This is a genomic window from Caballeronia sp. BCC1704, from assembly GCF_902833455.1.
In the GTDB taxonomy this organism is placed as follows: domain Bacteria; phylum Pseudomonadota; class Gammaproteobacteria; order Burkholderiales; family Burkholderiaceae; genus Caballeronia.
The window spans coordinates 334,884-356,415 of the sequence record NZ_CADFFT010000005.1 but is presented as its reverse complement, the minus strand read 5'-3'; the positions used below and the strand labels follow the sequence as shown (position 1 = coordinate 356,415).

Genomic DNA, 21,532 nt, shown 5'->3' with positions numbered 1-21,532 from the left:
CATTTTCCCTTTTCCGATGCCCGGTGACCCTGCCATGCCGCCCGTTTCCGTCTCCTCCTGCCTGCCCGAAGACCTCGCCGACGCCGTGTTGATCGGCCGCGTATGGCGTCCCGCGCCGGTCGATGGTCCCGCTGTCGTCGCGGTGCGAAACGGCGAAGTGTTCGACATCACGCGCGCCGCCCCGACGACCGCCGATCTGTTCGACCGCCCCGACGCGCTCGACATCGCGAAGAACGCGCAGGGCGAACGCCTCGGCACCGCGCAAGAACTGCTTCAAGCGACGCTCGACGCCGCGCCCGGCGGCTTGCGCCTGCTCGCCCCGTGCGACGTGCAGGCCGTGAAGGCGTGCGGCGTGACGTTCGCGGTGAGCCTGCTCGAGCGCGTGATCGAAGAGCAGGCCGGCGGCGACGCCAGCAAGGCGCAGGAAGTGCGCGACACCATCAACAAGCTGATCGGCGCGGATCTTTCGAAGATCAAGCCGGGCTCGGAGAGCGCGCAGAAGCTGAAGGAAGAACTCGAGCGGCGCGGCGCGTGGTCGCAATACATGGAAGTCGGCATCGGGCCGGACGCGGAAGTGTTCTCGAAGTCGCAGCCGATGTCGTCGGTCGGTTTCGGCGCGGACGTCGGCCTCTATCCGACCTCGCAGTGGAACAACCCGGAGCCGGAAATCGTGCTGGCGGTGAACGGGCGCGGCGAGATCGTCGGCGCGACGCTCGGCAACGACGTGAATCTGCGCGATATCGAGGGCCGCAGCGCGCTGTTGCTCGGCAAGGCGAAGGACAACAACGCGTCGTGCGCGATCGGCCCGTTCGTGCGGCTTTTCGACGGCCGCTTCACGCTGAATACGGTGCGCGGCACGAGCGTGTCGCTGCGCATCGAAGGCGCGGACGACGGCTTCGTGCTCGAAGGCGTGAGCCACATGACCGAGATCAGCCGCGATCCCGCCGATCTCGTCGCGCAGACGCACGGCGCGCATCACCAGTATCCGGACGGCTTCATGCTTTTCCTCGGCACCATGTTCTCGCCGATCAAGGACCGCGACACGCAAGGCGGCGGCTTCACGCATCATCTTGGCGATGTCGTCACCATCTCGACGCCGGAACTCGGCGCGCTCGTCAATACCGTGCGTCTTTCGACGGAAATCGAGCCGTGGACCTTCGGCGTGCGCGCGCTGTATCGCAGCCTGGCTGCGCGCGGCCTGCTCGCGGCGAACGCTTAAGCGCGCGGGGCGCGCGTCTTCTCGCGCGTCACCACCTGCACCGGCGTCTCCATGTACGGCGACAAGTCGCGCTGACGGCGCCGTTCGACGAGCGCCTTCACCGCGACGTCCACGCCGAACACGGCCTGCCGCGCGCCGAACTGCTCGACGGTCGCGAGCATGCTGCCGTTGTCGAGAAGCGGCTGCACCGCGCTGATGTTGTTGTAGCCGGTCACGAGCACGCGCCCCTTTTTGCCTGCGATGCGAATGGCGTCGATCGCGCCCATCGCAATGTTGTCGTTCGCGCAGAGCATGCCGCGCAGCGCCGGATGCGCATACAGCATTTGCAGCGCGATGGACTTGCCGCTCGGCGCGGTCCAGTCGCCGGTATCGACGGCGCTCACGCGCAGTTGCGCGGCGCTCATGGCTTCCTTGTAGCCGATGGTGCGCTGCTGCGCGTTGCGGTCGTTCGGCGGCCCTTCGATGATGCCGACTTCATCGCCCGCCTTGAGCTTCGACGCGAGATACGCACCGACGAGCCGCGCGCCGCGCCGGCTGTCCGGCCCGACGAACGGAATGGTGACGTTCGCGGCGTCCTGCGCGTCGTCGTCGAACGGATTGTCGATGGCGATCACGATGACGCCCGCCGCGACCGCTTTCGCGGCCACCGGCACGAGCGCTCTGGAATCGGTCGGCGCGATCACGATGGCGTCCACTTTCGCCGCGACAAGCGATTCGATGATGCGCCTCTGCCCGGTCACGTCGTTGTCCGTGAGCGTGCCGTAGGTCGTGAGGTCGAGTTGCGACGCGTAGTGCCGCTGGTAATTCTTCGCGCCGTCGATCATGGACTGAACGAAGGGATCGCCGAGCGACTTCATCACGAGCGCGACGCTCGCCTTGCCGCCGGGCTGCGCGGCGGCCGGGCGCACGGACGCGAGCCCGCTCGCGGCGAGGGCGCACGTGGTGAGCAGACGGCGGCGGGCAAGGCTGATCATGAAGGCGGGTCGGGGATCGACGGTCGCCTCATTGTAGACAAACGGCAGCGACCACGACTCACGCTTGCGGACGCTCTTCCCACGCCAGCGCAATGAACGCGGCGCATAGAGCTTCCATGCCGCGCGCGTCTTCTTCGTCGAAGCGGCCGGGCACGGGGCTGTCGACGTCCCACACGCCGATCAGCGTGCCGTCGCTCCCGACGAGCGGCACGACGATTTCCGAGCGCGACGCTGAATCGCAGGCGATATGGCCGGGAAACGCGTCGACATCGGGGACGACCTGCGTTTTGCGTTCGCGCGCCGCCGTGCCGCACACGCCGCGTCCGAGCGCGATGCGCACGCACGCGGGCTTGCCCTGGAACGGCCCGACGACGAGTTCGTCGCCATCGAACAGATAGAAGCCGGCCCAGTTGATATCCGGCAGCGTGTGATAGACGAGCGACGAGAAGTTCGCCGCGTTCGCGATGAAGTCGGCTTCGTCGCCGATCAGCGAACGGGCCTGTTGTAGCAGGTCGTCGTACTGCGTGGACTTGCTGGCGTGGGAGGGCGTGGAAGGCGTGAACATGGCGGCGGCTCGAAGTGCGATCGAGGTGTAGCTTAGCGTCTATGCGCCGATCGCTGCACGCCGAATGCCAAACCGCCTTCGGGATTTCCCTGCTTTACACCCTGTCGGCCCCGGTATTAAATAAATCAACTTGATTTAATTAATCGTCACACAGATGGCGGTTGCCAGCATAACCGGAGACAGCCAGTGAAATTGCCGAGCGGCAGAGGAAGCAATTCCGCGTCCGTGCGCCGATACAACGAGCGCTTGCTATTGCAGGCGCTGCGCCGCACCGAACCGGCGTCGAAGGCGGATCTCGCGCGTCACGCGAACCTGACGAGCACGGCGGTCGGCAGCATCGTCGAGTCGCTGGAACGCGCCGGCTTGATCGAATACAGCGGACGGCGGCTCGAAGGTCAGCGCGGCCAGCCCGCGTCGCTCATCCGGCTCGATCCGCGCGGCGCGTTCGGCATCGGCGTCCGGCTCGACCGCACGAGCATCGAGACGGTGCTCGTCAATTTCGCGGGCGACGTGCTCGCCCGAAGCGCGCTGGATCGCGTGCTGCCGCATCCGTCGGCTGTCCTGGAGATTGTTCAGCGCGATATCGAAGGCATGCTAGGCCTGTTGAGCCAAGCGGAACGCGAGCGTCTGACCGGAATCGGCGTCGCGCAGCCGTACAACCTCGGCAGCTGGCTGCGCGAACTGGGCGTGAGCGCCGATACGACGAGCGCGGACATCTTCCGCGCGTGGGATCAGACCGACTTTCCCGCCGCGCTGTCCCGCGCGCTCGCCCTTCCCGTCTTCGGCGAAAACGACGGCAACGCCGCCGCGACCGCCGAGTTGTTCTACGGCCACGGCCGCCACTGCGACGACTTCGTGTATCTCTTTCTCGGCTCGGCCATCGGCGGCGGCGTCGCCATCGACGGCGACTGTCTGCGCGGCGCGACCGGCAATGCGGGCGACATCGGCGTGATGCCTGTGCGGCCGAGCCGCCTGCCGTCCGCGCCGCAGCCGCCCGGCCAGTGGGACATCCTGCTCTCGCGCGCATCGCTCAATGCGCTCGTGCGGCATCTGCACTTCTCCGGCGCGCCGGCGGCGAGCCGCATGGACGTGCAAGCGTGCATCGAGCGGCGTCTGCCCGCGGTCGAAGAATGGATCGACGACTGCATCGAAGCGCTGGCTCCCGCGTTGCGCGCGATGCTCTGCGTGCTCGACGTGCCGATGGTCGTGATCGATTCCGATATCGACGGCGGCCTGCTCGACCGCCTGATCGACCGTCTCGCCGCGACGATGGCCGCGAACGCGCCCGAAGCGCGCGGCACGCCGGAAATCGTGCGCGGCAACTTCGGCCCGGACGCGGGCGCAATCGGCGCGGCCACGCTGCCGATGTTCTTCAACTTCTCGCCACGCGTGGGGCTGCATCGCGGCGCGGGTGTCAAATCGCAGGAGGTGAACCATGCCGCATGACTCTGCCCTTTCGCCGGACGCACGCACGCCGCTGCTCGAAATGCGCGGCATCAGCAAGACGTTTCCCGGCGTGCGCGCGTTGAACGACGTGCGCCTGTCCGTGTATCCCGGCGAAGTGCATTCGCTGATGGGCGAAAACGGCGCGGGCAAATCCACGCTGATGAAGATTCTCTCGGGCGCGTATCAGGCGGACCCCGGCGGCCAGATTCTGATCGACGGCAAGCCGGTCGTCATCGACGGGCCGCTTGCCGCGCGCTCGCTCGGCGTCGCCGTGATCTATCAGGAACTGAGTCTCGCGCCGAATCTCTCGGTGGCCGAGAACATCTACGCCGGGCGCGAGTTGCGTCGCGGTAAAGGCGCGTGGTCGCTCGTCGACCGGCCCGGCATGGAGCGCGGCTGCGAAGATGTGTTGAAGCGCTTGGGCGCGGCGTTCAAGCCGCATACGCTCGTCGGCGACTTGTCGATCGCGGAACGGCAACTGGTCGAAATCGCGCGAGCCGTGCACGCGCACGCCCGCATCCTCGTGATGGACGAGCCGACCACGCCGCTCTCGTCGCGCGAAACCGATCGCCTGTTCGAGCTCGTGCGTCAACTGCGCGAGGAAGGCATCGCGATCATCTATATCAGTCACCGGATGGCGGAAATCTACGAGTTGTCGGACCGCGTTTCGGTGCTGCGCGACGGCAGTTACGTCGGCACGCTGATGCGCGACGAACTCTCCGCCGAAAGCCTCGTGCGCATGATGGTCGGCCGCGACATTTCCGGCTTCTACAAGAAAGAGCACGCGCCTTACGATCCCGGCCACGTCGTGCTGTCCGTGCGCGACATGGCCGACGACAATCGCGTGCGCGGATGCAGCCTCGATCTGCACGCGGGCGAAGTGCTCGGCATTGCGGGACTGGTCGGCGCGGGCCGCACCGAGCTTGCGCGCCTTATCTTCGGCGCGGAGGAGCGCACGCGCGGCGAAGTGTCGATGCACGGTAAGCCGCTCGCGTTGCGCACGCCGCGCGACGCGATCGACGCGGGCCTCGTCTATCTCACCGAAGACCGCAAGGGCCAGGGTCTTTTCCTCGACATGAGCGTGCGCGACAACATCAACATCGCGGTGGCCGGGCGCGACGCGAAAGCCGGCGTGATGGACATCGCGCGTGGAAACACGCGGGCGCGCGACGCCATCGCGGCGCTGTCCATTCGCGTGCCGAATGCGCGCGTGAATGCGGGCGCGCTGTCGGGCGGCAATCAGCAGAAGGTGCTGCTGTCGCGGCTGCTCGAAACGAAGCCCGAAGTGCTGATTCTCGACGAACCGACGCGCGGCGTCGACATCGGCGCGAAGTCGGAGATTTACCGGATCATCAACGACCTGGCGCGATCGGGCGTCGGCGTGATCGTGATATCGAGCGAACTGCCCGAAGTGATCGGCGTGGCGGATCGCGTGCTGGTAATGCGCGAAGGCGTGATCGCGGGCGAACTCGGCGGCCATTCGGGCACGCCGATCTCGCAGGAAGGAATCATTGAACTGGCGACGGGCTCGCGGGCCGCGCTCGGTCAGGCGGCTTGACGTTGCTTGACGTTATCGGAGACAGACATGGCTAACACGACGAAACACCACGACACCGGCGCGGCACCCGTTGCAAGCGCCGAAAGCCCGACGCAGCGGCAGCGCCGCATCGAGCATCGCGAGCGCATGCAAGTGCTGATGCGCACGGCCGGCATGTTGCCCGTGCTGATTCTGCTGTGCATCGGCTTCGGCGTGGTCACCGACGGCTTCTTCAGCTTGCAGAACATTTCGATCGTCACGCAGCAGGCGTCGATCAACATCGTGCTCGCGGCGGGCATGACCTTCGTGATTCTGACAGGCGGCATCGACCTGTCGGTCGGCTCGGTGCTGTCGGCGGCGGCGGTCACGGCGCTGCTCGCGTCGAATCTGCAAGGCATGGGCTGGCTCGGCGTGCCCGCGGCGCTCGGCGTCGGGCTCGGCTTCGGCGTCATCAACGGCGCGCTGATCGCGCTGCTCAAGCTGCCGCCCTTCATCGTGACGCTCGGCTCGTTGACCGCCGTGCGCGGCATCGCGCGGTTGATCGGTCACGACACGACCATCTTCAATCCACAACTGTCGTTCGCGTTCATCGGCAACGATTCGATTCTCGGCGTGCCCTGGCTCGTCGTGATCGCGCTCGCGGTCGTGATCGTCTCGTGGTTTATCCTGCGCCGCACGGTGCTCGGCCTGCGCATCTATTCGGTCGGCGGCAATCCGGAGGCGGCGCGGCTTTCGGGCATCAAGGTGTGGGGCATCCAGATGTTCGTCTACGCGATGTCGGGCCTGCTCGCCGGACTCGGCGCGGTGATGTCCGCCGCGCGGCTCTATGCGGCGAACGGCCTGCAACTCGGCCAGTCGTATGAACTCGACGCCATCGCCGCGGTCATTCTCGGCGGCACCAGCTTCGTGGGCGGCGTCGGCTCGATCGTCGGCACGCTGGTCGGTGCGCTCATCATCGCGGTGTTGTCCAACGGCCTCGTGCTGCTCGGCGTGTCGGACATCTGGCAGTACATCATCAAGGGCCTCGTCATTATCGGCGCGGTGGCGCTCGACCGTTATCGCCAGCGCGGATCGGCGCGTACCTAATGAGATCTTGTCGGTTCACGCCGCCTGGAATCGCTTAGAGTCGCAACCATCCACATCAACATCAACATCAACCAAACAACCCGGAGACAACCCTATGCGCAAGCATAACAAGCTGTTCGCGAGCATGGCCCTCGCGCTCGGATGCACGATGACGCTCGCCGCCCACGCGGCGGATAAGCAACTGAAGGCCATCGGCATCACGGTCGGCTCGCTCGGCAACCCGTACTTCGTGACCATCTCGAAGGGCGCGGAAGCCAAGGCGAAGTCCATCAATCCGAACGTGAAGGTCACGGCCGTCTCGTCCGATTACGACATGAACAAGCAGTTCACCCAGATCGACAACTTCATCTCGGCGCACGTCGACATGATCTTGTTGAACGCCGTCGATCCGAAGGCCATCGAGCCGGCGGTGAAGAAGGCGAAGGCGGCGGGCATCGTCGTGGTCGCGGTGGACGTCGCGGCGGCGGGTGCGGACGCGACCGTGCAGACCAACAACGTGCAGGCCGGCCAGATTGCGTGCGACTTCCTCGCGAAGAAGCTCAACGGCAAGGGCAACGTCGTGATCGAGAACGGGCCGCAAGTGTCGGCGGTGATCGACCGCGTGAACGGCTGCAAGGCCGTGCTCGCGAAGAACCCCGGCATCAAGGTGCTCTCCGACGATCAGGATGCGAAAGGCTCGCGCGAAGGCGGCATGAACGCGATGCAGGGCTATCTCACGCGCTTCCCGAAGCTCGACGGCCTGTTCGCGATCAACGATCCGCAAGCTATCGGCAGCGACCTCGCGGCGAAGCAGCTGCATCGCTCGAATCTGGTGATTACGTCGGTGGATGGCGCGCCGGATATCGAAAACGCGCTCAAGACCGATACGCTGATTCAGGCGTCCGCGAGCCAGGACCCGTGGTCGATGGCGCAGCAGGCGGTGAGCGTCGGCTATGACCTGATGAACGGCAAGAAGCCGAGCAGCACGATGATTCTGATGCCGTCGACGCTCGTCACGCGCGAGAACGTCGCCAATTACAAGGGCTGGTCGTCGCCGCATTGAGGTCATGTTCGCCGCTCGCTGCAATCAGCGAGCGGCGCGTCGTACATTGTCTCTCCGGGCATGCGGCGCCGCCCGCATCCAACTTCGGCCGCCATTCGAACGGCGCGCCGCCTGCTCACCAATCCCAGTCTGCTTTTGAACCTGTCGATGCCGCCGGGCGCAGCTTGCGCGGCGACGCTCCGCACGGACGCGCACGCACGCCGCGGACACGGCGTATCCTGTGGCTTCGACGCGGCCGTGCTTCGGTGAACGGTGACGCGCGCCCTTAATCGATCAAGCAGCGCAGACAGGAGAAACTGAATGGCCAGGGTTGAAGTCAAGGTTCCGCAGCTTTCCGAATCCGTCACCGAAGCGACGATGCTGCCGTGGAAAAAGAAAGCGGGCGACCCCGTGACGCAAGACGAGATTCTCGTCGAGCTGGAAACCGACAAGGTCGTGCTCGAAGTGCCCGCGCCCGCATCGGGCGTGCTGGCGGAAGTGCTCAAGCAGCAAGGCGATATCGTCCACGCCGACGAACTGCTCGCCGCCATCGACACCGAGGCGAAAGCCGCCGCGCCGTCAGCGGCCGCGCCCGCGCCCGCGCCGGCACCCGCGCCTGCGCCTGCCACAGCATCTGAAAAGCCCGCCGCTGCTCCGGCGCAACAGGCGAGCCCGACAGACTCTGCGGATAACAAAGCCGACTTCGACGTGATCGTGATCGGCGCCGGCCCCGGCGGATACATCGCCGCGATCCGCGCCGCGCAGCTCGGCATGTCGGTCGCGTGCGTCGAGGAATGGATCAACCCGGCCGGCAAGCCCAAGCTCGGCGGCACGTGCCTGAACGTCGGCTGCATTCCGTCGAAGGCGCTGCTCGCGTCGTCCGAAGCGTTCGAGAACGCGAAGCTGCATTTCGGTGATCACGGCATCTCGATGGACAACCTGAACGTCGACATCAAGAAGATGGTCGGACGCAAGGAAGCCATCGTCGAGAAAATCACGGGCGGTGTCGAATTCCTGTTTCGCAAGAACAAGATCACGTGGCTCAAAGGTCACGGCAAGCTCGCGGGCAAGGCGGGCGGCGCGTTTCGCATTGAAGTGAGCGGCGGCGGCCAGGACGGGACGCATACCGCGAAGCATGTGATCATCGCGACGGGTTCGAAAGCGCGGCATCTGCCGAACGTGCCCGTGGACAACCGCATCGTGTCCGACAACGAAGGCGCGCTCGCCTTCGACTCCGCGCCGAAGAAGCTCGCCGTGATCGGCGCGGGCGTGATCGGCCTGGAACTCGGTTCGGTGTGGCGCAGGCTCGGCGCGGAAGTGACGATTCTCGAAGCCCTGCCCGAATTTCTCGCCTCCACCGACACCGCGATCCAGAAAGAAGCCGCCAAGCTCTTCAAGAAGCAAGGACTAACCATTCACCTCGGCGTGAAGATCGAAAACGTGAAGTCGTCGGATGCGGGCGTTTCCGTCTCCTATACCGACAAAGACGGCGCCGCGCAGACGCTCGACGCGGACCGCCTGATCGTGTCCATCGGCCGCGTGCCGAACACCGACAACCTCGGGCTCGATTCCATCGGCCTCGCGACGGACCAGCGCGGCTTCATTCCCGTCGACGGCCATTGTGCGACGACGGTCCCGAACGTCTACGCGATCGGCGATGTCGTGCGCGGCCCGATGCTCGCGCACAAGGCCGAGGACGAAGGCGTGCTGGTGGCCGAGATCATCGACGGACAGAAGCCGCATATCGACTACAACTGCATTCCGTGGGTGATCTACACGCACCCGGAAATCGCGTGGGTCGGGCAGACCGAACAGGCGCTCAAGGCGGAAGGCCGCGAGTACCGCACCGGCCAGTTCCCGATGATGGCGAACGGCCGCGCGCTCGGCATCGGCGAGACGGACGGCTTCATCAAGATGATCGCCGATGCGAAGACCGACGAGATTCTCGGCGTGCACATCGTCTCGGCGAACGCGTCGGATCTGATCGCCGAAGCGGTCGTGGCGATGGAGTTCAAGGCGGCGTCGGAGGATATCGGCATCATTTCGCATCCGCATCCATCGCTCTCAGAGGTGATGCGCGAGGCGGCGCTCGCGGTGAACAAGCGCGCCCTCAATATCTGAGTGAGCGGCGAAGCTGCGTTCGCGTTGCACGTTCGCTGAACGGTGGCGCGAACCGCCATACAATCATCGCGCGGCGGCCGTGTCGATCACGGCGCGCCGTGCATCGTCCGATGTTCCATGCAAATTAAACTGGAGAGGATATGAACGTAACGCTTGCCAAGAAGCTTGCCGTCTCGATGATCGTGGCCGCCTTCGGCGTGTCCGTCGCGGCCGTGTCGTATGCGCAGGACAACAGCAGCACGACCGATGCCGCGCCTTCGACCAAAGCCCAGCGCAAGGCCGCGCGCAAGGAAGCGCGCGCGAAGAAGAACGCCGAGCTGAAGAAGCTCGAAAGCGCGGGATACAACCCGGCGCAGCGCGACGACGCGTCGTATCCACAGGACATTCAGAAGGCGCAGAAGAAGGCCGGCATCGGCCAGTGATGTCGTAGCGGGACGTGCGCCGCGTTGAACGCGGCGTGCTCAGTTGTTTCATTGCATCTTTTGTCTTCACTCCGTTTGGGGCGCTCGCCGCAGCAATGCATGCCGAGCAAAACGCTGCTCCTCTTTTGAACTATGCAGATTGCTTAGACGTCCACATTAAACATCAACGCCGTAGCGTTGCGGGCGTTCAGATGCCATCGCTCGCCTTCGTGCCGATAGTCGAAGCGTTGATGGATAAGCGCTCGGACCATTGAACCGATGCCGCGCCGGCTCGACCAGGAATGCGTGCTGCCTCCCCAACGAGATGCGTTGGCCGGTCGTGCATACCCGCATTCTTCAATGCGGGCGAAGACTCGAATGCCCTCACCTTCTCGCTGGAAGTGCTCGATGTGCTGACGTCGAAGAGTCGTACACACGCACGTCGTCGCCGGCGCGGGCACGAGCAGCTGCGTCCGCGCGAGCGTCGTGGGCGCGATGCAACGCGGCATCATTCCGTTGGTGCTGTCGGATTGCGTCCGCGATCGTGCGCTCGCTGCTCACGCATGCGCGCTAAGAGCGTGCAGGCTCAGTCGCTTGCCGCCTGCGTCGGTTGCGCGACGCAGGTGAACGTCACCGTCGAGGTCTGCTCTTCGAGGGATCGCACACCGCTCGTCGATTCTGATCTGACGAGGACGCGCTGTGAGCGCTGCTTGCAATAGTCGTCGGCGGCGTCCATTGCCCGGTTACGCGCCGTGACCCATGACATACGTGTGCCGGTGGCCTTGCCCGTGACGGTGAAGACATTGGGCTGCGGGCCGGCGGTGACGGCGGTGGTCGTACCGCAGGCCGCGAGCGCCATGCACAACCCCGCGCTGAGCGCGGCTGCAACGCGCCCGGCGAATGATTGGTGGGATGAATGAGGCATACGCGTTGTGTCGTGATCTCGATGAGGCACGCATGGTAACGCCGTACGCCGAATCCTTCACGGATCAGACGATTGAAACGATGAGGCGGCACAGCAGCCGCCCTTCTTCATCGCTCAAGACTCGCTGATGCGATCCAGCAGACGTTGCAGCCGCGCGTGCTGGCACGGCGCGAGACCCGGCGTCGACAGCGCCTGATCGACGCGCGAACGCCAATACGTCTTCGAGAACAGCGAATTCGCGCCGTCCAGATTCAGCACCTGTTCGAGATGCGCGATAGCCGCGTCGAGATGATTCACGTTATAGGGACGTGTGCCCTGGCGGATGTCTTCCATTGGCGAGATGCGGCCGCGCGTCGTGGAACGCCCGGCGTTCGAGGGGGACAAACGAGGCGCACGCGAAGCGCCTGCTTCACGCCGCCGTGAACGATGAACGAGGAATGCGTGATCGCGCGAAGGCGATCAATGCATGTGCTGGCCGCCGTTGATCGCGATGTTCGCGCCAGTCACGAAGCCCGCATCGTCCGAACACAGGAACGCGACGAGCGCCGCCACTTCCTCGGGCTTGCCGAGACGGCCCGCCGGAATCTGCGGCAGAATTTTGGACTCCAGAATGTCCTGCGGAATGGCTGTCACCATCTTGGTGGCGAGATAGCCCGGCGAGATGGTGTTGACGGTCACGCCCTTCTTGGCCACTTCCAGCGCGAGCGACTTCGTGAAGCCGTGCATGCCCGCTTTCGCCGCCGCGTAGTTGGTCTGCCCGATCTGCCCTTTCGAGCCATTCACCGACGAGATATTGATGATGCGGCCCCAGCCGCGCGTGACCATCTCCTCGCAGACGGGCTTCGTCATGTTGAACACGGAATCGAGGTTCGTGCGCAGAACGGCGTCCCAGTTCACCTTCGTCATCTTCTTGAAGGTGGTGTCCTGCGTGATGCCCGCGTTGTTCACGAGAATGCTGATGGGCCCGACTTCGCGCTGAATCTTCGCGATGCAGTGCTGGCTTGCGTCGTAGTCGGAGACGTCGACGGGATACGCGCGAAAATTGCGACCCTGCCGATCCATGCTGGCGAGCCAGTCGGAGACGATCGTGTTGCCCGGTGAATGCGTGACGACGACGGCATAGCCCGCGTCGTTCAGCTTGATGCTGATAGCTTCACCGAGGCCGCCCATGCCGCCCGTTACCACTGCAATACGCTTAGTCATGCTAATAGTCCTCTCAGGTTCTATGGTGCTCGAATGCCTCCCGGCGGCGCGCTTGTAGTGTAGGTGTGGTGCGCGGAGCCGGGATGTGTTGCCCGTCGATGCCCGTCGATGCCAACTCTGCGGGCGATGTACGTTACGGCCGCTCGACCGCCAGCGCGACGCCCATGCCGCCGCCGATGCACAGCGACGCCAGGCCCTTCTTCGCATCGCGCTTCTGCATTTCATGCAGCAGCGTGACCAGAATGCGGCAGCCCGATGCGCCGATCGGATGCCCGATCGCGATCGCCCCGCCGTTCACGTTGATCTTTTCCTGATCCCAGCCCATCTGCTTGTGCACCGCCAGCGCCTGCGCGGCGAACGCTTCGTTGATCTCCATCAGGTCGAGATCGTCGATGCTCCAGCCCGCGCGTTCCAGACAGCGCTTCGATGCCGGCACCGGACCCATGCCCATGATCTTCGGATCGACGCCCGCGCTCGCGTACGCCTTGATGCGCGCGAGCGGCGTGAGACCCAGCGCTTCGGCCTTCTTCGCCGACATCACGACCACCGCCGCCGCGCCGTCATTGATGCCCGATGCGTTGGCCGCCGTCACCGTGCCTTCTTTCGAGAACGCGGGCTTCAGTCCCGCGAGCGCTTCGGCGGTGACGCCGTGGCGCACGAACTCGTCCGTGGCGAACTGGATCGGCTCGCCTTTGCGCTGCGGAATCGACACCGGCACGATTTCGTCGTTGAAGCGGCCGGCCTTCTGCGCGGCTTCCGCCTTGTTCTGCGAAAGCGCCGCGAACGCGTCCTGCGCTTCGCGCGTGATGCCGTATTCCTTCGCGACGTTTTCTGCGGTGGTGCCCATGTGGTAGTTGTTATAGACGTCCCAGAGGCCATCGACGATCATCGAGTCGATGAGCTTCGCATCGCCCATGCGGAAGCCGTCGCGCGAGCCCGGCAGCACGTGCGGCGCGGCGCTCATGTTCTCCTGGCCGCCCGCGACGATGATCTCGGAATCGCCCGCGATGATCGCGTTGGCCGCGAGCATGACTGCCTTGAGGCCGGAGCCGCAGACCTTGTTGATCGTCATGCCGGGGACCATTTCGGGCAAGCCGGCCTTGATGACCGACTGGCGCGCCGGGTTCTGACCCGAACCCGCGGTCAGCACCTGACCCAGAATGACTTCGCTGATTTGCTCGGGCTTGAGTCCCGCGCGTTCGAGCACCGCGCGAATCACGGTGGCGCCCAGTTCCGGCGCTGCGATCTTCGCAAGCGAGCCGCCGAATTTGCCGACCGCGGTGCGCGCGGCCGATACGATCACTACGTCATTCATCTTCAATCCTCGTTGAACAGCAGAACTCGTGAATCACGGTTTTCATGCGTTTCGTCCACGCACACAATCGCGCGCTTTCGAGGTGAACGCGTGGTCCATTTACATGGGCCTTTTATGAGTCTCTCAGGTCGAACAGCGGCCGTCTCCCGATCGAACGCATTTGGAAAATGCGCCAAGCGCAAGTCCACCGCATGCGATCTTGCACGCGTTGTTGGGATCAAATCGGGGAAGTAAGTCGGGGCGTGCGCTTGTGCGCCGCACCAATCAGCGATAATTCTAAACGGAAAAGATCGACAAAAGTTTTCATATTCCTAGGTAATAACCCTAGGAAAGGTAAGAAATTCCGCACAAAAGATGCGGCTAATTTTGAAGAACGTCGAACGCCCGTGCAATAAACGTGCTCTTTAGCAGGGGAAATTGCGCGGCAAGTCTGACGAATGCCGCTTGAAAGCTGCAGCGGTGATGGCGGACGGATGCCCCCGGCGCGGCGTACACGACGCCCGACGATTCGGCGAGCGTCGGACCATTTGCATGCCACTATTCGTTATTTGCTTAGTATTAGCAGTTTCGTCGACTGCAATCTCCCCGTAATGCAGCGCTAATATGACGTGGCGATGTAACGCGGTAATTTGTTTCAGCCTGTCTAAATCGCCAATACCAGTTTGATACCTTTGGCTCGCGAACAACACGCCATCATTCTCGTATTGGTTACTCGTTCTTCTTTAGTCAATACGACGTCGCGATGATCGACTTCACCGTCGAGCACGCGAATCTCGCACGAACCGCATAGTCCTTCTTCGCAATCGCTTTGAATATCGATATTCGCGCGCCTAAGCGTGGCGAGAAGCGTCTGATCGGGCGGAACGGTCAACGTCAGACCCGAATCCCGCAGTTCGACTTCGAATGCGTGCTCACTGGACGGGTCCAGCGCGCCCAGCGTGGATTCGAAATGTTCGATCTTCAACGCGCCTTCGGGCCACCGGGCGCTTGCGGTCGAAAGCGCGTCCATCATGCGCGCCGGGCCGCAAGCATAGACTTGCGTACCCGCCTCGATGCGAAGCGCCGTGAAGTCGTTGCGCGCGCCCTCCTCCGATACGTACACGCGCAGCCGTTCGCCATGCAGCGCGCGCAGGTCGTCGAGAAAGGCCATCGACGCGCGGCTGCGGCCGCTGTAGTGAATCTCATAGTCGATGCCGTGCTCGCGCGCGTGACGCGCCATCGCGCTGATCGGCGTGATGCCGATGCCGCCGGCAATCAGCACGAGCCTGCGCGCAGCGGGATCGAGCCGGAAGTGATTGCGCGGCCCGCGAATGCGCCAGTGCGCGCCCGGCTTCACGTTGTCGTGTACCCATGCCGAGCCGCCGCGGCTCGCTGTCTCGCGCAACACGGCAATCTCGTAGGCGGCCGAATCGGCAGGATCGCCGCAGAGCGAATATTGCCGTGAGAGGCCGCTGTCGCCGCAGAGGACGTCGATGTGCGAACCCGGCGTCCAGCGCGGCAGCGCGCGACCGTCGGCTGCGACGAGACGCACGCGCGCGATGCGATCCGCGCACATCGACACCGACTCGACGATCACCGCGCGGCTCACCGCATGCGACGACGGCTCGCCGATGCGCACCGTCGCGCGCGGCTCGCGCACCGACGGATTCGTGCGCTCGGGGTTCAGCGCGGGGTCCCATTCGACGTAGAGATGCTCGGGGCCGCGAAACGACGTGTTCGGCACGTACGTGAAGCGCTGCTCGGCGAGGCGCATGTGCGGCAGGCGGCGCGTCAGTTCGTCGAGAAAAATCTGCATCTCCATGCGCGCGAGATTCTTGCCCATGCACTGATGCGCGCCGTAGCCGAACGTCAGCTGATCGCTGGCATTCTCTCGGCGGATGTCGAAGAGATCGGCGTCGGCGAATTGATGCGGGTCATGGTTGGCGGATGACGTCACGATCAACAGCTTCGCGCCCGCCGGAATGTCGATGCCGCCGATTTTCACGTCGCGCGTCGAGAGCCGCCGCCACGCCGCGACTGACCCGTTGTGGCGCAGGCACTCTTCGACCGCGTTCGGAATCAGGCTCGGGTCTTCGCAGATGTCGCGCCACGCCTGGCCGTGTTGCAGCAGCAGCTTGATCGCGTTGGCGGCCGCGTTGGCCGTGGTCTCGTGCGCCGCGACGATGCCGGCCATCATCATCGAATGCAGATAGGAGTCCGTCACGACGTCGGGCAAGGTCTGCTGCTTGCGAATGCCATACTGCATCCAGCCGGGGCCGGACGGGTCCTCGCGCATCTTGTCGAGCACCTTGCCCGCGTACTGCCAGAACTTGCCGACCGCGTGCGCGACCGCGACCTGCTCCTCCGGCTTCGGGCGGCCCCACGTATTCACCGTATGCGCGATGGAGTATTCGCGCAGCGTGTCCATGTCTTCCTCGGGAACGCCGAGAAAATGCAGCGCGACCGTCAGCGGCACTTCCCACAACATCTGATCGACCAGATCGGCGCGGCCATCGTCGATGAAGCGATCGACATACTCGCGCGTGAGCGCGCGCACCATCGGCTCGTGATGCGCGAGCGCCTCCGGCGTGAACGGGTCCATCAGCGCGCGACGGCGTGGCATGTGCGCCGGTTCGTCCTCGTTGACGAGCGTGCGATTGAGCGCGAAGCCGTACGACGCGAGCACCGCGTTCGCTTCCGGCCCGGTCGGCGTGATCTTCTCCAGCGCGATCGACGGACTAAACGTGAGGTTGTCGCGAAAGATCGCCTTGATGTCGTCGTAGCGCGTGACGACCCAATAACCGAGCTTCGGGCTGTAGAACACCGGCTCCTCTTCGCGCGCCCAGCGCACGTACTCGGGCGGGTCTTGCTGATAGCCGTCGCTGAACGGATCGAAATCCGCGGCGCGCGCGCTCACCGGACAGCCGTTCGGCGCGGTCGAATGGAAAGGGCATTGCGTCGCGGAAGTCGGGGTGCTTGCGTCGGCCATCAGATTCGTCTCCTTATTTATATATGTATGTGTCAGACCGGCTTTCCTTCGCTCGATGCCCAGTTGCGCATCAGCGTGTTACTCGGCAACGTCTCGTCGATCATCTTCTGCGCCGTTTCGCGACCGGCGACAGGCAAGCCGGTCGGGTCAAGCACGCCGATCTGCACCAGCACCGACGCCTGATCCCAATAGATGTGTTCGTTATAGAGCTTGTCGCCGCGAAAGCGGACCACCGCGAGCATCGGCACTTCGAAATAGCGGCCCGTGGGCGCGAGGCCCGGCAGCAGCCAGTCGATCTCGCGGTCATGCGTCGCGCAGAACACGAATTCGTCGACGATCCGGTCCGCGCCGATCGTGCGCGAGACCGGGATCAGCTTCGTGTCGGCCGGGTTGGAGTGAACGAAGTGATATCGGTAGAAGCGTTTGAGCTCGTCGTATCCGACGCCGCCCGTCATCGTCGGCACATGATTGACGTACGGCTCGGCGACCATGGTCGGCATGACGGCGTCGACGTCGCGCGTCGCGAATTCGAAATAGCAGTGCTGTTCCCACAGGCGGTCGAGGTCGTAGACCGGACCGAGCACCTCGCGCAGCAAGCCGAGCGTGCGCGAGTACGCCATCAGCGTGGCGGGTTTGTCGTACGGCGAGTCGGCGGACGTGGCGGGCACGGCGAAACCGGGCGCGCAGCCCCTATATATATAGCGCTGTATCTGTGGCTTGCCGGCGAAGGCGTCGCTGGCTTGCGTTTCCGCGAAATGGAAGACCATCGGGCAGCGGATGGTGCGCAGGTCGTCGAGGCAGGCGGCGAGGTCGTCGGGATAGTAAGCGACCGCGCAGTCGATGTCCGCGTTCGCCGCGGCCTGCACGGCTAGCCGCCCGCCCGCGCCGAAGCCGACCGCGCCGACTTTGCCCGCATGTTCCGGCAGCGCGCGCGGGGCTTCGATGATTGCAGCCAGATTTGCCATCGACACGCCGCCGGCCCGAAGCTCGCGCCCCGCCAACTTGGGCGCCAGCACGACGTACCCTTCCTCGGCGAAACGCTCGGCGGTCGATTGTGCGAGGTCGTCGAGGCCCGCGGCATCGTGCAACAGCAGCAGTCCCGGTCCCGAGCCTTGCGCCGGGCACGTCACGTACGCGCGAATCGGGCCGCCTTCGCGGGCGGCGATGTCGATGAAAGTCCCAGCCATGTCAGGCGTCTCCGGAGTCGTCGGTCAGGAAAGCAGCGTATCGGCAAGCAGCTTTACATTCAACACGACAATCACGCCGGCGACCAGCCACGCGAGCGCCGCCAGCCATCGACCGATGACGAAGACGCCCATTTTCTGGCGGTCGGACACGAAGCGCACGAGCGGCACGACGGCGAACGGCAGCTGCATCGACAGGACCACCTGGCTCAGGACGAGGAGTTGGCCGGTGGCTCTTTCGCCGTAGATCGCGGTGACGGCGATCACGGGCGTGATGGCGATCGATCGCGTCAGGAGGCGGCGCGCCCAGTTCGGCAGGCGCAACTGGAGGAAGCCTTCCATCACGATTTGGCCGGCGAGCGTGGCCGTGACCGTCGAATTCAAACCGGAGGCGAGCAGCGCGACCGCGAACAAGGTCGACGCGATGCCGAGACCGAGCAGCGGCGACAGGAGATGGAACGCGTCGGCGATTTCGGCCACCTGATCGTGACCGCTGCTATGGAAGACGGCCGCTGCCACGACGAGGATCGCTGCGTTGATGAAGAGCGCGAGCGTCAGCGCGATGGTGCTGTCGATCGTCGCCCAGCGGATGGCGTCGCGGCGCGCATCTACCGAAGCGCCATAGGCGCGCGTCTGCACGACCGAAGAATGCAGATACAGGTTGTGCGGCATGACCGTCGCGCCGAGAATGCCGATCGCGAGGTACAGCATCTCGCGGTTCGCGACGATTTGCGGGGACGGCACGAAGCCGCGCAGCACCTGCGCGACCGGCGGCGCCGCCGCGGCGATCTGCAACGCAAAGCAGACCGCGATGACGGCCAGCAGCGCGATGACGAATGCTTCGAGGAAACGGAAGCCTCTGTTGACGAGCAGCAGTAGAAGGAAGGCGTCGAGCGCGGTGATCAGCGCGCCGAACACGAGCGGAATGTCGAACAGCAGCTTCAGCGCGATGGCGGTGCCGATGACTTCGGCGAGATCGCACGCGATGATCGCCATTTCGCACGCTAACCACAGCGCCAGATTGACGGGCCGGGAGTAGTGATCGCGGCATGCCTGCGCGAGGTCGCGGCCCGTCGCGACGCCGAGCCGGACGGCGAGTGCCTGCAGCAGGATCGCCATGAGGTTCGACAACAGGATGACCGCGAGCAACGTGTAGCCGAAGCGCGATCCGCCTGCGATATCTGTCGCCCAGTTGCCGGGATCCATATAGCCGACCGAGATCATGTAGCCGGGTCCTGCGAACGCGAGGAGTCGCCGAAACCAACTGCCGCCGACCGGCACTCGCACCGACGCGTGGACCTCCGGCAAGCTCGGGCGCACATCGTCCGGTTGAGCATCTTTGTACGCGGGGCGAGGGTCGCGCATGGGCACGGGCCTCCGTAAGGCGCTTGTCAGTGGACGAATATGCGCCGGGCGTCATAAAGATACAAGCATTGGGGCAGCCGTTTGCATCGAGTACTGATAATCTTACTTATCAGAAGTAGCGATTTTCGTTGTCAAATTCGGACTGAGTTGATAACCTCGCGCCAAATGGTTGATTTCAAGAAAGAACCTTCTTCCGCTCAAGCTGAATTGCAGGACGGCGCCGCAACGCGACGGCTCACGCGTCAACACTTTGCCCTATATCGCGGCTATCTCGACGGCGTGGCAGAGGCGCAACTTCATGCATCGTATGGCGACTCGGGCAACGACGTGCGCAGCACGCGCCGGCTCATCGCTGCTTTGCGGGACACGCTGTCTGTGCTGGCGCGTCGCGCGCACGATACCGAAGCGGCGCATCTTCTGCGATTGCGCCCGGGAAGCATTCCGTCGACGCCCGCCGAACTTGCCGGAAACGCGCCTACGCTCGAGACATTCCGTGAACGCGTCGATCCTGACGGTGTATTCGGCGAAGCGGAATTGCTGGCGTTGTATCGGGAGTCGTTCCCGGCGGACGCCTCGCCGACTGTCGATAGGCGAACCGCGCGAAACATGCGCCTGCGTCGGCGCCAGGCGGACGCGCTCGCGCGAATGGAAGCGACGCTGGTCCACGATCCGCGGCCTGACCATCCGATCGACGGTTGGTTCGAGCCGGCAGTCGCGGCGCGGCTCACCGCAGCGGGAATTGAGACGATCTCGGATCTGATCGCGTTGGTCGAGCGCCGCCGGCATCGCTGGTACACCGCAGTGCCGCGACTCGGTCCGAAGGGCGCGCAGCGCATCGTCGACTGGCTGCAACTGCATTCGGACGCGCTCGGCCACAGGCTTTCGCCGTTGGCGCTGGTGCCGCGGCGACAGTGGACGCCGGCGGTGCCCGAGCGTCCCATTGCGAACGGTGACGCGGTTGCTATCGCGCCGCTCGAAGCGATTCGCGTCCCTGCCCCGCTCGACGGCTCGGACGGGACGAATCGGGCTCGCGGCTCGAACTGCCTTCTTCGCACCGATATCGAGGCGATTAACGCGTGGCTCGACGCGCGTTCTGCAAGCGACCACACGCGGCGGGCTTATCGGCGGGAAGCTGAACGGCTGCTGCTGTGGGCATTGGTCGAAAAGAGGAAACCGCTGTCGTCACTGACTTCGCCGGATTGCACCGAGTATGTTCATACTTTTCTACTGAGTCCGAGTCCCGGGCGTTGGGTCGCGAAAGGCCGCATCGAGCGGTGCCTCGCCGCATGGCGGCCGTTCGCCGGTCCGTTGTCCGATCGCAGCCGGGAGACAGCGCGCTCAATATTGAACGCGATGTGCGAATGGCTCGTCGGGATCTGTTACTTAGCGACGAATCCGTTCAGCGGAATGGAGCGGGCAGCGACGCCGCCCGTTTTCGATGCACAGACGCGGTCGCTCGACTTCGGGCAGTGGAAGCTTGTTTTCGATGCCGTGACCCGGCGTAAGTACACCTTTGTGGAGCATCGCGACCGCCTCGCGCTGCTGCTCGCGTACGCCGCAGGCCTGCGCCGCGCCGAATTGGCGCATGCGACGACCGACATGCTGTCAGTCGGGCGCCTTCCGGGCGTCGACGCGCCTGTTTGGCAGTTGAGCGTCGGCGATGCGTCGCGACGGAGCGCAGCTCGATCCGTGTTGCTGCCGCCCATCGTGGTCGAGGCGCTGGAAGAAAACCTGGCCATGCGCGGGCTTCCCAGCGTGCTGGACTGCCCGGAACGCACGCCGCTGCTCGCGCAGGCGCGAAACGGCGGGTCGATCACGCCCGACGGTATTGGCAAGTTGTTCAAGGCGATTTTCGCGAACGCCGCCGCTGCAGCGGAAAAAAACGTCCCTGGCTCCGGGCGGCTCCTCTCGCTCGCGAGCACGCATTGGTTGCGGCACACGCACTCGGCGCATGCGCTGGCGCACGGGGCGGACATCGTCGAGATCGGCAGGGGCCTAGGCCATGCGAGCTCTTCGACCACATCGCTGTACTTACAGGGCGATAGTTCGCGGCGTTTACTTGGCGTCGAACGGCTTCTGCGAGAGACTTTCGCGCTCGGACAATCATCAGGATCCGCTTAACGCGACGTTGCGGCCGCTGGGAACGTTGTAAAAATGCCTGAGAGCGCGTGAAAACGACTTCAGAGTTTACTTGAGGTTTAC

At 64.6% G+C, this 21,532-nt stretch carries 17 protein-coding genes and 2 pseudogenes; 10 read left to right on the top strand and 9 right to left on the bottom strand.

Features of this window, described 5'->3' with window-relative positions:
- Positions 1 to 34: 34 nt before the first annotated feature.
- On the top strand, positions 35 to 1,219 hold the full coding sequence (locus tag HWX53_RS24660; protein ID WP_175945794.1) for a fumarylacetoacetate hydrolase family protein: 1,185 nt from the start codon (positions 35 to 37) through the stop codon (positions 1,217 to 1,219).
- On the opposite strand, the gene HWX53_RS24655 is transcribed toward HWX53_RS24660, so the two are convergent.
- On the bottom strand, positions 1,216 to 2,193 hold the full coding sequence (locus tag HWX53_RS24655) for a substrate-binding domain-containing protein (RefSeq protein WP_175945792.1): 978 nt from the start codon (positions 2,191 to 2,193) through the stop codon (positions 1,216 to 1,218). The genes HWX53_RS24660 and HWX53_RS24655 overlap by 4 nt on opposite strands.
- A gap of 58 nt (positions 2,194 to 2,251) precedes the next feature.
- Entirely contained in the window at positions 2,252 to 2,758 is a 507-nt protein-coding gene (locus HWX53_RS24650; protein ID WP_175945790.1) for a GAF domain-containing protein, read from the bottom strand.
- 186 nt (positions 2,759 to 2,944) lie between these two features.
- On the opposite strand from HWX53_RS24650, the gene HWX53_RS24645 reads away from it, so the two are divergent.
- From HWX53_RS24645 to HWX53_RS24615, 8 genes and pseudogenes are all read left to right on the top strand, one after another.
- Positions 2,945 to 4,204: an ROK family transcriptional regulator gene (locus HWX53_RS24645; RefSeq protein ID WP_175945788.1), complete on the top strand. Its 1,260-nt coding sequence runs from the start codon at positions 2,945 to 2,947 to the stop codon at positions 4,202 to 4,204.
- A complete protein-coding gene (locus HWX53_RS24640; protein WP_175945786.1) occupies positions 4,194 to 5,762 on the top strand; it encodes a sugar ABC transporter ATP-binding protein in 1,569 nt (522 codons plus the stop codon). The genes HWX53_RS24645 and HWX53_RS24640 overlap by 11 nt, the downstream gene beginning before the upstream one ends.
- 27 nt (positions 5,763 to 5,789) lie before the next feature.
- A complete protein-coding gene (locus HWX53_RS24635; RefSeq protein WP_175945784.1) occupies positions 5,790 to 6,827 on the top strand; it encodes a ribose ABC transporter permease in 1,038 nt (345 codons plus the stop codon).
- Positions 6,828 to 6,951: 124 nt separating this feature from the next.
- Positions 6,952 to 7,869 (top strand): ABC transporter substrate-binding protein, encoded by a 918-nt coding sequence (locus HWX53_RS24630; RefSeq protein ID WP_175946204.1) that lies wholly within the window; start codon positions 6,952 to 6,954, stop codon positions 7,867 to 7,869.
- 300 nt (positions 7,870 to 8,169) lie between these two features.
- A pseudogene (locus HWX53_RS27970) lies at positions 8,170 to 8,388 on the top strand (biotin/lipoyl-containing protein); the annotation flags it as partial.
- Positions 8,389 to 8,556: 168 nt separating this feature from the next.
- A complete protein-coding gene (lpdA, locus tag HWX53_RS24625) occupies positions 8,557 to 9,969 on the top strand; it encodes a dihydrolipoyl dehydrogenase (protein ID WP_244140277.1) in 1,413 nt (470 codons plus the stop codon).
- A gap of 140 nt (positions 9,970 to 10,109) precedes the next feature.
- Positions 10,110 to 10,391 carry a DUF4148 domain-containing protein gene (locus HWX53_RS24620; RefSeq protein WP_175945780.1) on the top strand — a complete coding sequence of 94 codons (282 nt, stop codon included), beginning with the start codon at positions 10,110 to 10,112 and terminating at the stop codon, positions 10,389 to 10,391.
- A gap of 399 nt (positions 10,392 to 10,790) precedes the next feature.
- Positions 10,791 to 10,997, top strand: a pseudogene (locus tag HWX53_RS24615) (isochorismatase family protein); the annotation flags it as partial.
- Here the strand turns inward: HWX53_RS24615 and HWX53_RS24610 are convergent.
- The 7 genes from HWX53_RS24610 to HWX53_RS24580 form a co-directional block, all read right to left on the bottom strand.
- Positions 10,957 to 11,229, bottom strand: coding sequence for a hypothetical protein (locus tag HWX53_RS24610; RefSeq protein WP_244140255.1), 273 nt, complete (start codon positions 11,227 to 11,229; stop codon positions 10,957 to 10,959). The pseudogene HWX53_RS24615 and the gene HWX53_RS24610 sit on opposite strands and share 41 nt — an antisense overlap.
- 180 nt (positions 11,230 to 11,409) lie before the next feature.
- Positions 11,410 to 11,628 carry a hypothetical protein gene (locus HWX53_RS24605; RefSeq protein ID WP_175945777.1) on the bottom strand — a complete coding sequence of 73 codons (219 nt, stop codon included), beginning with the start codon at positions 11,626 to 11,628 and terminating at the stop codon, positions 11,410 to 11,412.
- A gap of 126 nt (positions 11,629 to 11,754) precedes the next feature.
- Entirely contained in the window at positions 11,755 to 12,498 is a 744-nt protein-coding gene (phbB, locus tag HWX53_RS24600; RefSeq protein ID WP_175945775.1) for an acetoacetyl-CoA reductase, read from the bottom strand.
- A 133-nt stretch (positions 12,499 to 12,631) separates the two neighbouring features.
- Positions 12,632 to 13,813 (bottom strand): acetyl-CoA C-acetyltransferase, encoded by a 1,182-nt coding sequence (locus HWX53_RS24595; RefSeq protein WP_175945773.1) that lies wholly within the window; start codon positions 13,811 to 13,813, stop codon positions 12,632 to 12,634.
- A 643-nt stretch (positions 13,814 to 14,456) separates the two neighbouring features.
- Positions 14,457 to 16,781, bottom strand: coding sequence for a cytochrome P450/oxidoreductase (locus HWX53_RS24590; RefSeq protein ID WP_175945771.1), 2,325 nt, complete (start codon positions 16,779 to 16,781; stop codon positions 14,457 to 14,459).
- A 32-nt stretch (positions 16,782 to 16,813) separates the two neighbouring features.
- On the bottom strand, positions 16,814 to 17,968 hold the full coding sequence (locus HWX53_RS24585) for a dienelactone hydrolase family protein (protein WP_175945769.1): 1,155 nt from the start codon (positions 17,966 to 17,968) through the stop codon (positions 16,814 to 16,816).
- A gap of 24 nt (positions 17,969 to 17,992) precedes the next feature.
- Positions 17,993 to 19,330: an Nramp family divalent metal transporter gene (locus HWX53_RS24580; RefSeq protein ID WP_175945767.1), complete on the bottom strand. Its 1,338-nt coding sequence runs from the start codon at positions 19,328 to 19,330 to the stop codon at positions 17,993 to 17,995.
- Positions 19,331 to 19,975: 645 nt separating this feature from the next.
- On the opposite strand from HWX53_RS24580, the gene HWX53_RS24575 reads away from it, so the two are divergent.
- Positions 19,976 to 21,451 (top strand): phage integrase family protein, encoded by a 1,476-nt coding sequence (locus HWX53_RS24575; protein ID WP_244140254.1) that lies wholly within the window; start codon positions 19,976 to 19,978, stop codon positions 21,449 to 21,451.
- Positions 21,452 to 21,532: the final 81 nt, after the last annotated feature.

Excerpts from the sequence above, each read along its gene's own strand:
- HWX53_RS24595 (WP_175945773.1), bottom strand. The coding sequence starts at position 13,813 with ATGAATGACGTAGTGATCGTATCGGCCGCGCGCACCGCGGTCGGCAAA.
- HWX53_RS24585 (WP_175945769.1), bottom strand. The coding sequence starts at position 17,968 with ATGGCTGGGACTTTCATCGACATCGCCGCCCGCGAAGGCGGCCCGATT.
- HWX53_RS24660 (WP_175945794.1), top strand. The coding sequence starts at position 35 with ATGCCGCCCGTTTCCGTCTCCTCCTGCCTGCCCGAAGACCTCGCCGAC.
- HWX53_RS24590 (WP_175945771.1), bottom strand. The coding sequence starts at position 16,781 with ATGGCCGACGCAAGCACCCCGACTTCCGCGACGCAATGCCCTTTCCAT.
- HWX53_RS24640 (WP_175945786.1), top strand. The coding sequence starts at position 4,194 with ATGCCGCATGACTCTGCCCTTTCGCCGGACGCACGCACGCCGCTGCTC.
- HWX53_RS24575 (WP_244140254.1), top strand. The coding sequence starts at position 19,976 with ATGGAAGCGACGCTGGTCCACGATCCGCGGCCTGACCATCCGATCGAC.
- phbB (WP_175945775.1), bottom strand. The coding sequence starts at position 12,498 with ATGACTAAGCGTATTGCAGTGGTAACGGGCGGCATGGGCGGCCTCGGT.
- HWX53_RS24635 (WP_175945784.1), top strand. The coding sequence starts at position 5,790 with ATGGCTAACACGACGAAACACCACGACACCGGCGCGGCACCCGTTGCA.
- HWX53_RS24580 (WP_175945767.1), bottom strand. The coding sequence starts at position 19,330 with ATGCGCGACCCTCGCCCCGCGTACAAAGATGCTCAACCGGACGATGTG.
- HWX53_RS24620 (WP_175945780.1), top strand. The coding sequence starts at position 10,110 with ATGAACGTAACGCTTGCCAAGAAGCTTGCCGTCTCGATGATCGTGGCC.
- HWX53_RS24610 (WP_244140255.1), bottom strand. The coding sequence starts at position 11,229 with ATGGCGCTCGCGGCCTGCGGTACGACCACCGCCGTCACCGCCGGCCCG.
- HWX53_RS24650 (WP_175945790.1), bottom strand. The coding sequence starts at position 2,758 with ATGTTCACGCCTTCCACGCCCTCCCACGCCAGCAAGTCCACGCAGTAC.
- HWX53_RS24630 (WP_175946204.1), top strand. The coding sequence starts at position 6,952 with ATGGCCCTCGCGCTCGGATGCACGATGACGCTCGCCGCCCACGCGGCG.
- HWX53_RS24605 (WP_175945777.1), bottom strand. The coding sequence starts at position 11,628 with ATGGAAGACATCCGCCAGGGCACACGTCCCTATAACGTGAATCATCTC.
- HWX53_RS24655 (WP_175945792.1), bottom strand. The coding sequence starts at position 2,193 with ATGATCAGCCTTGCCCGCCGCCGTCTGCTCACCACGTGCGCCCTCGCC.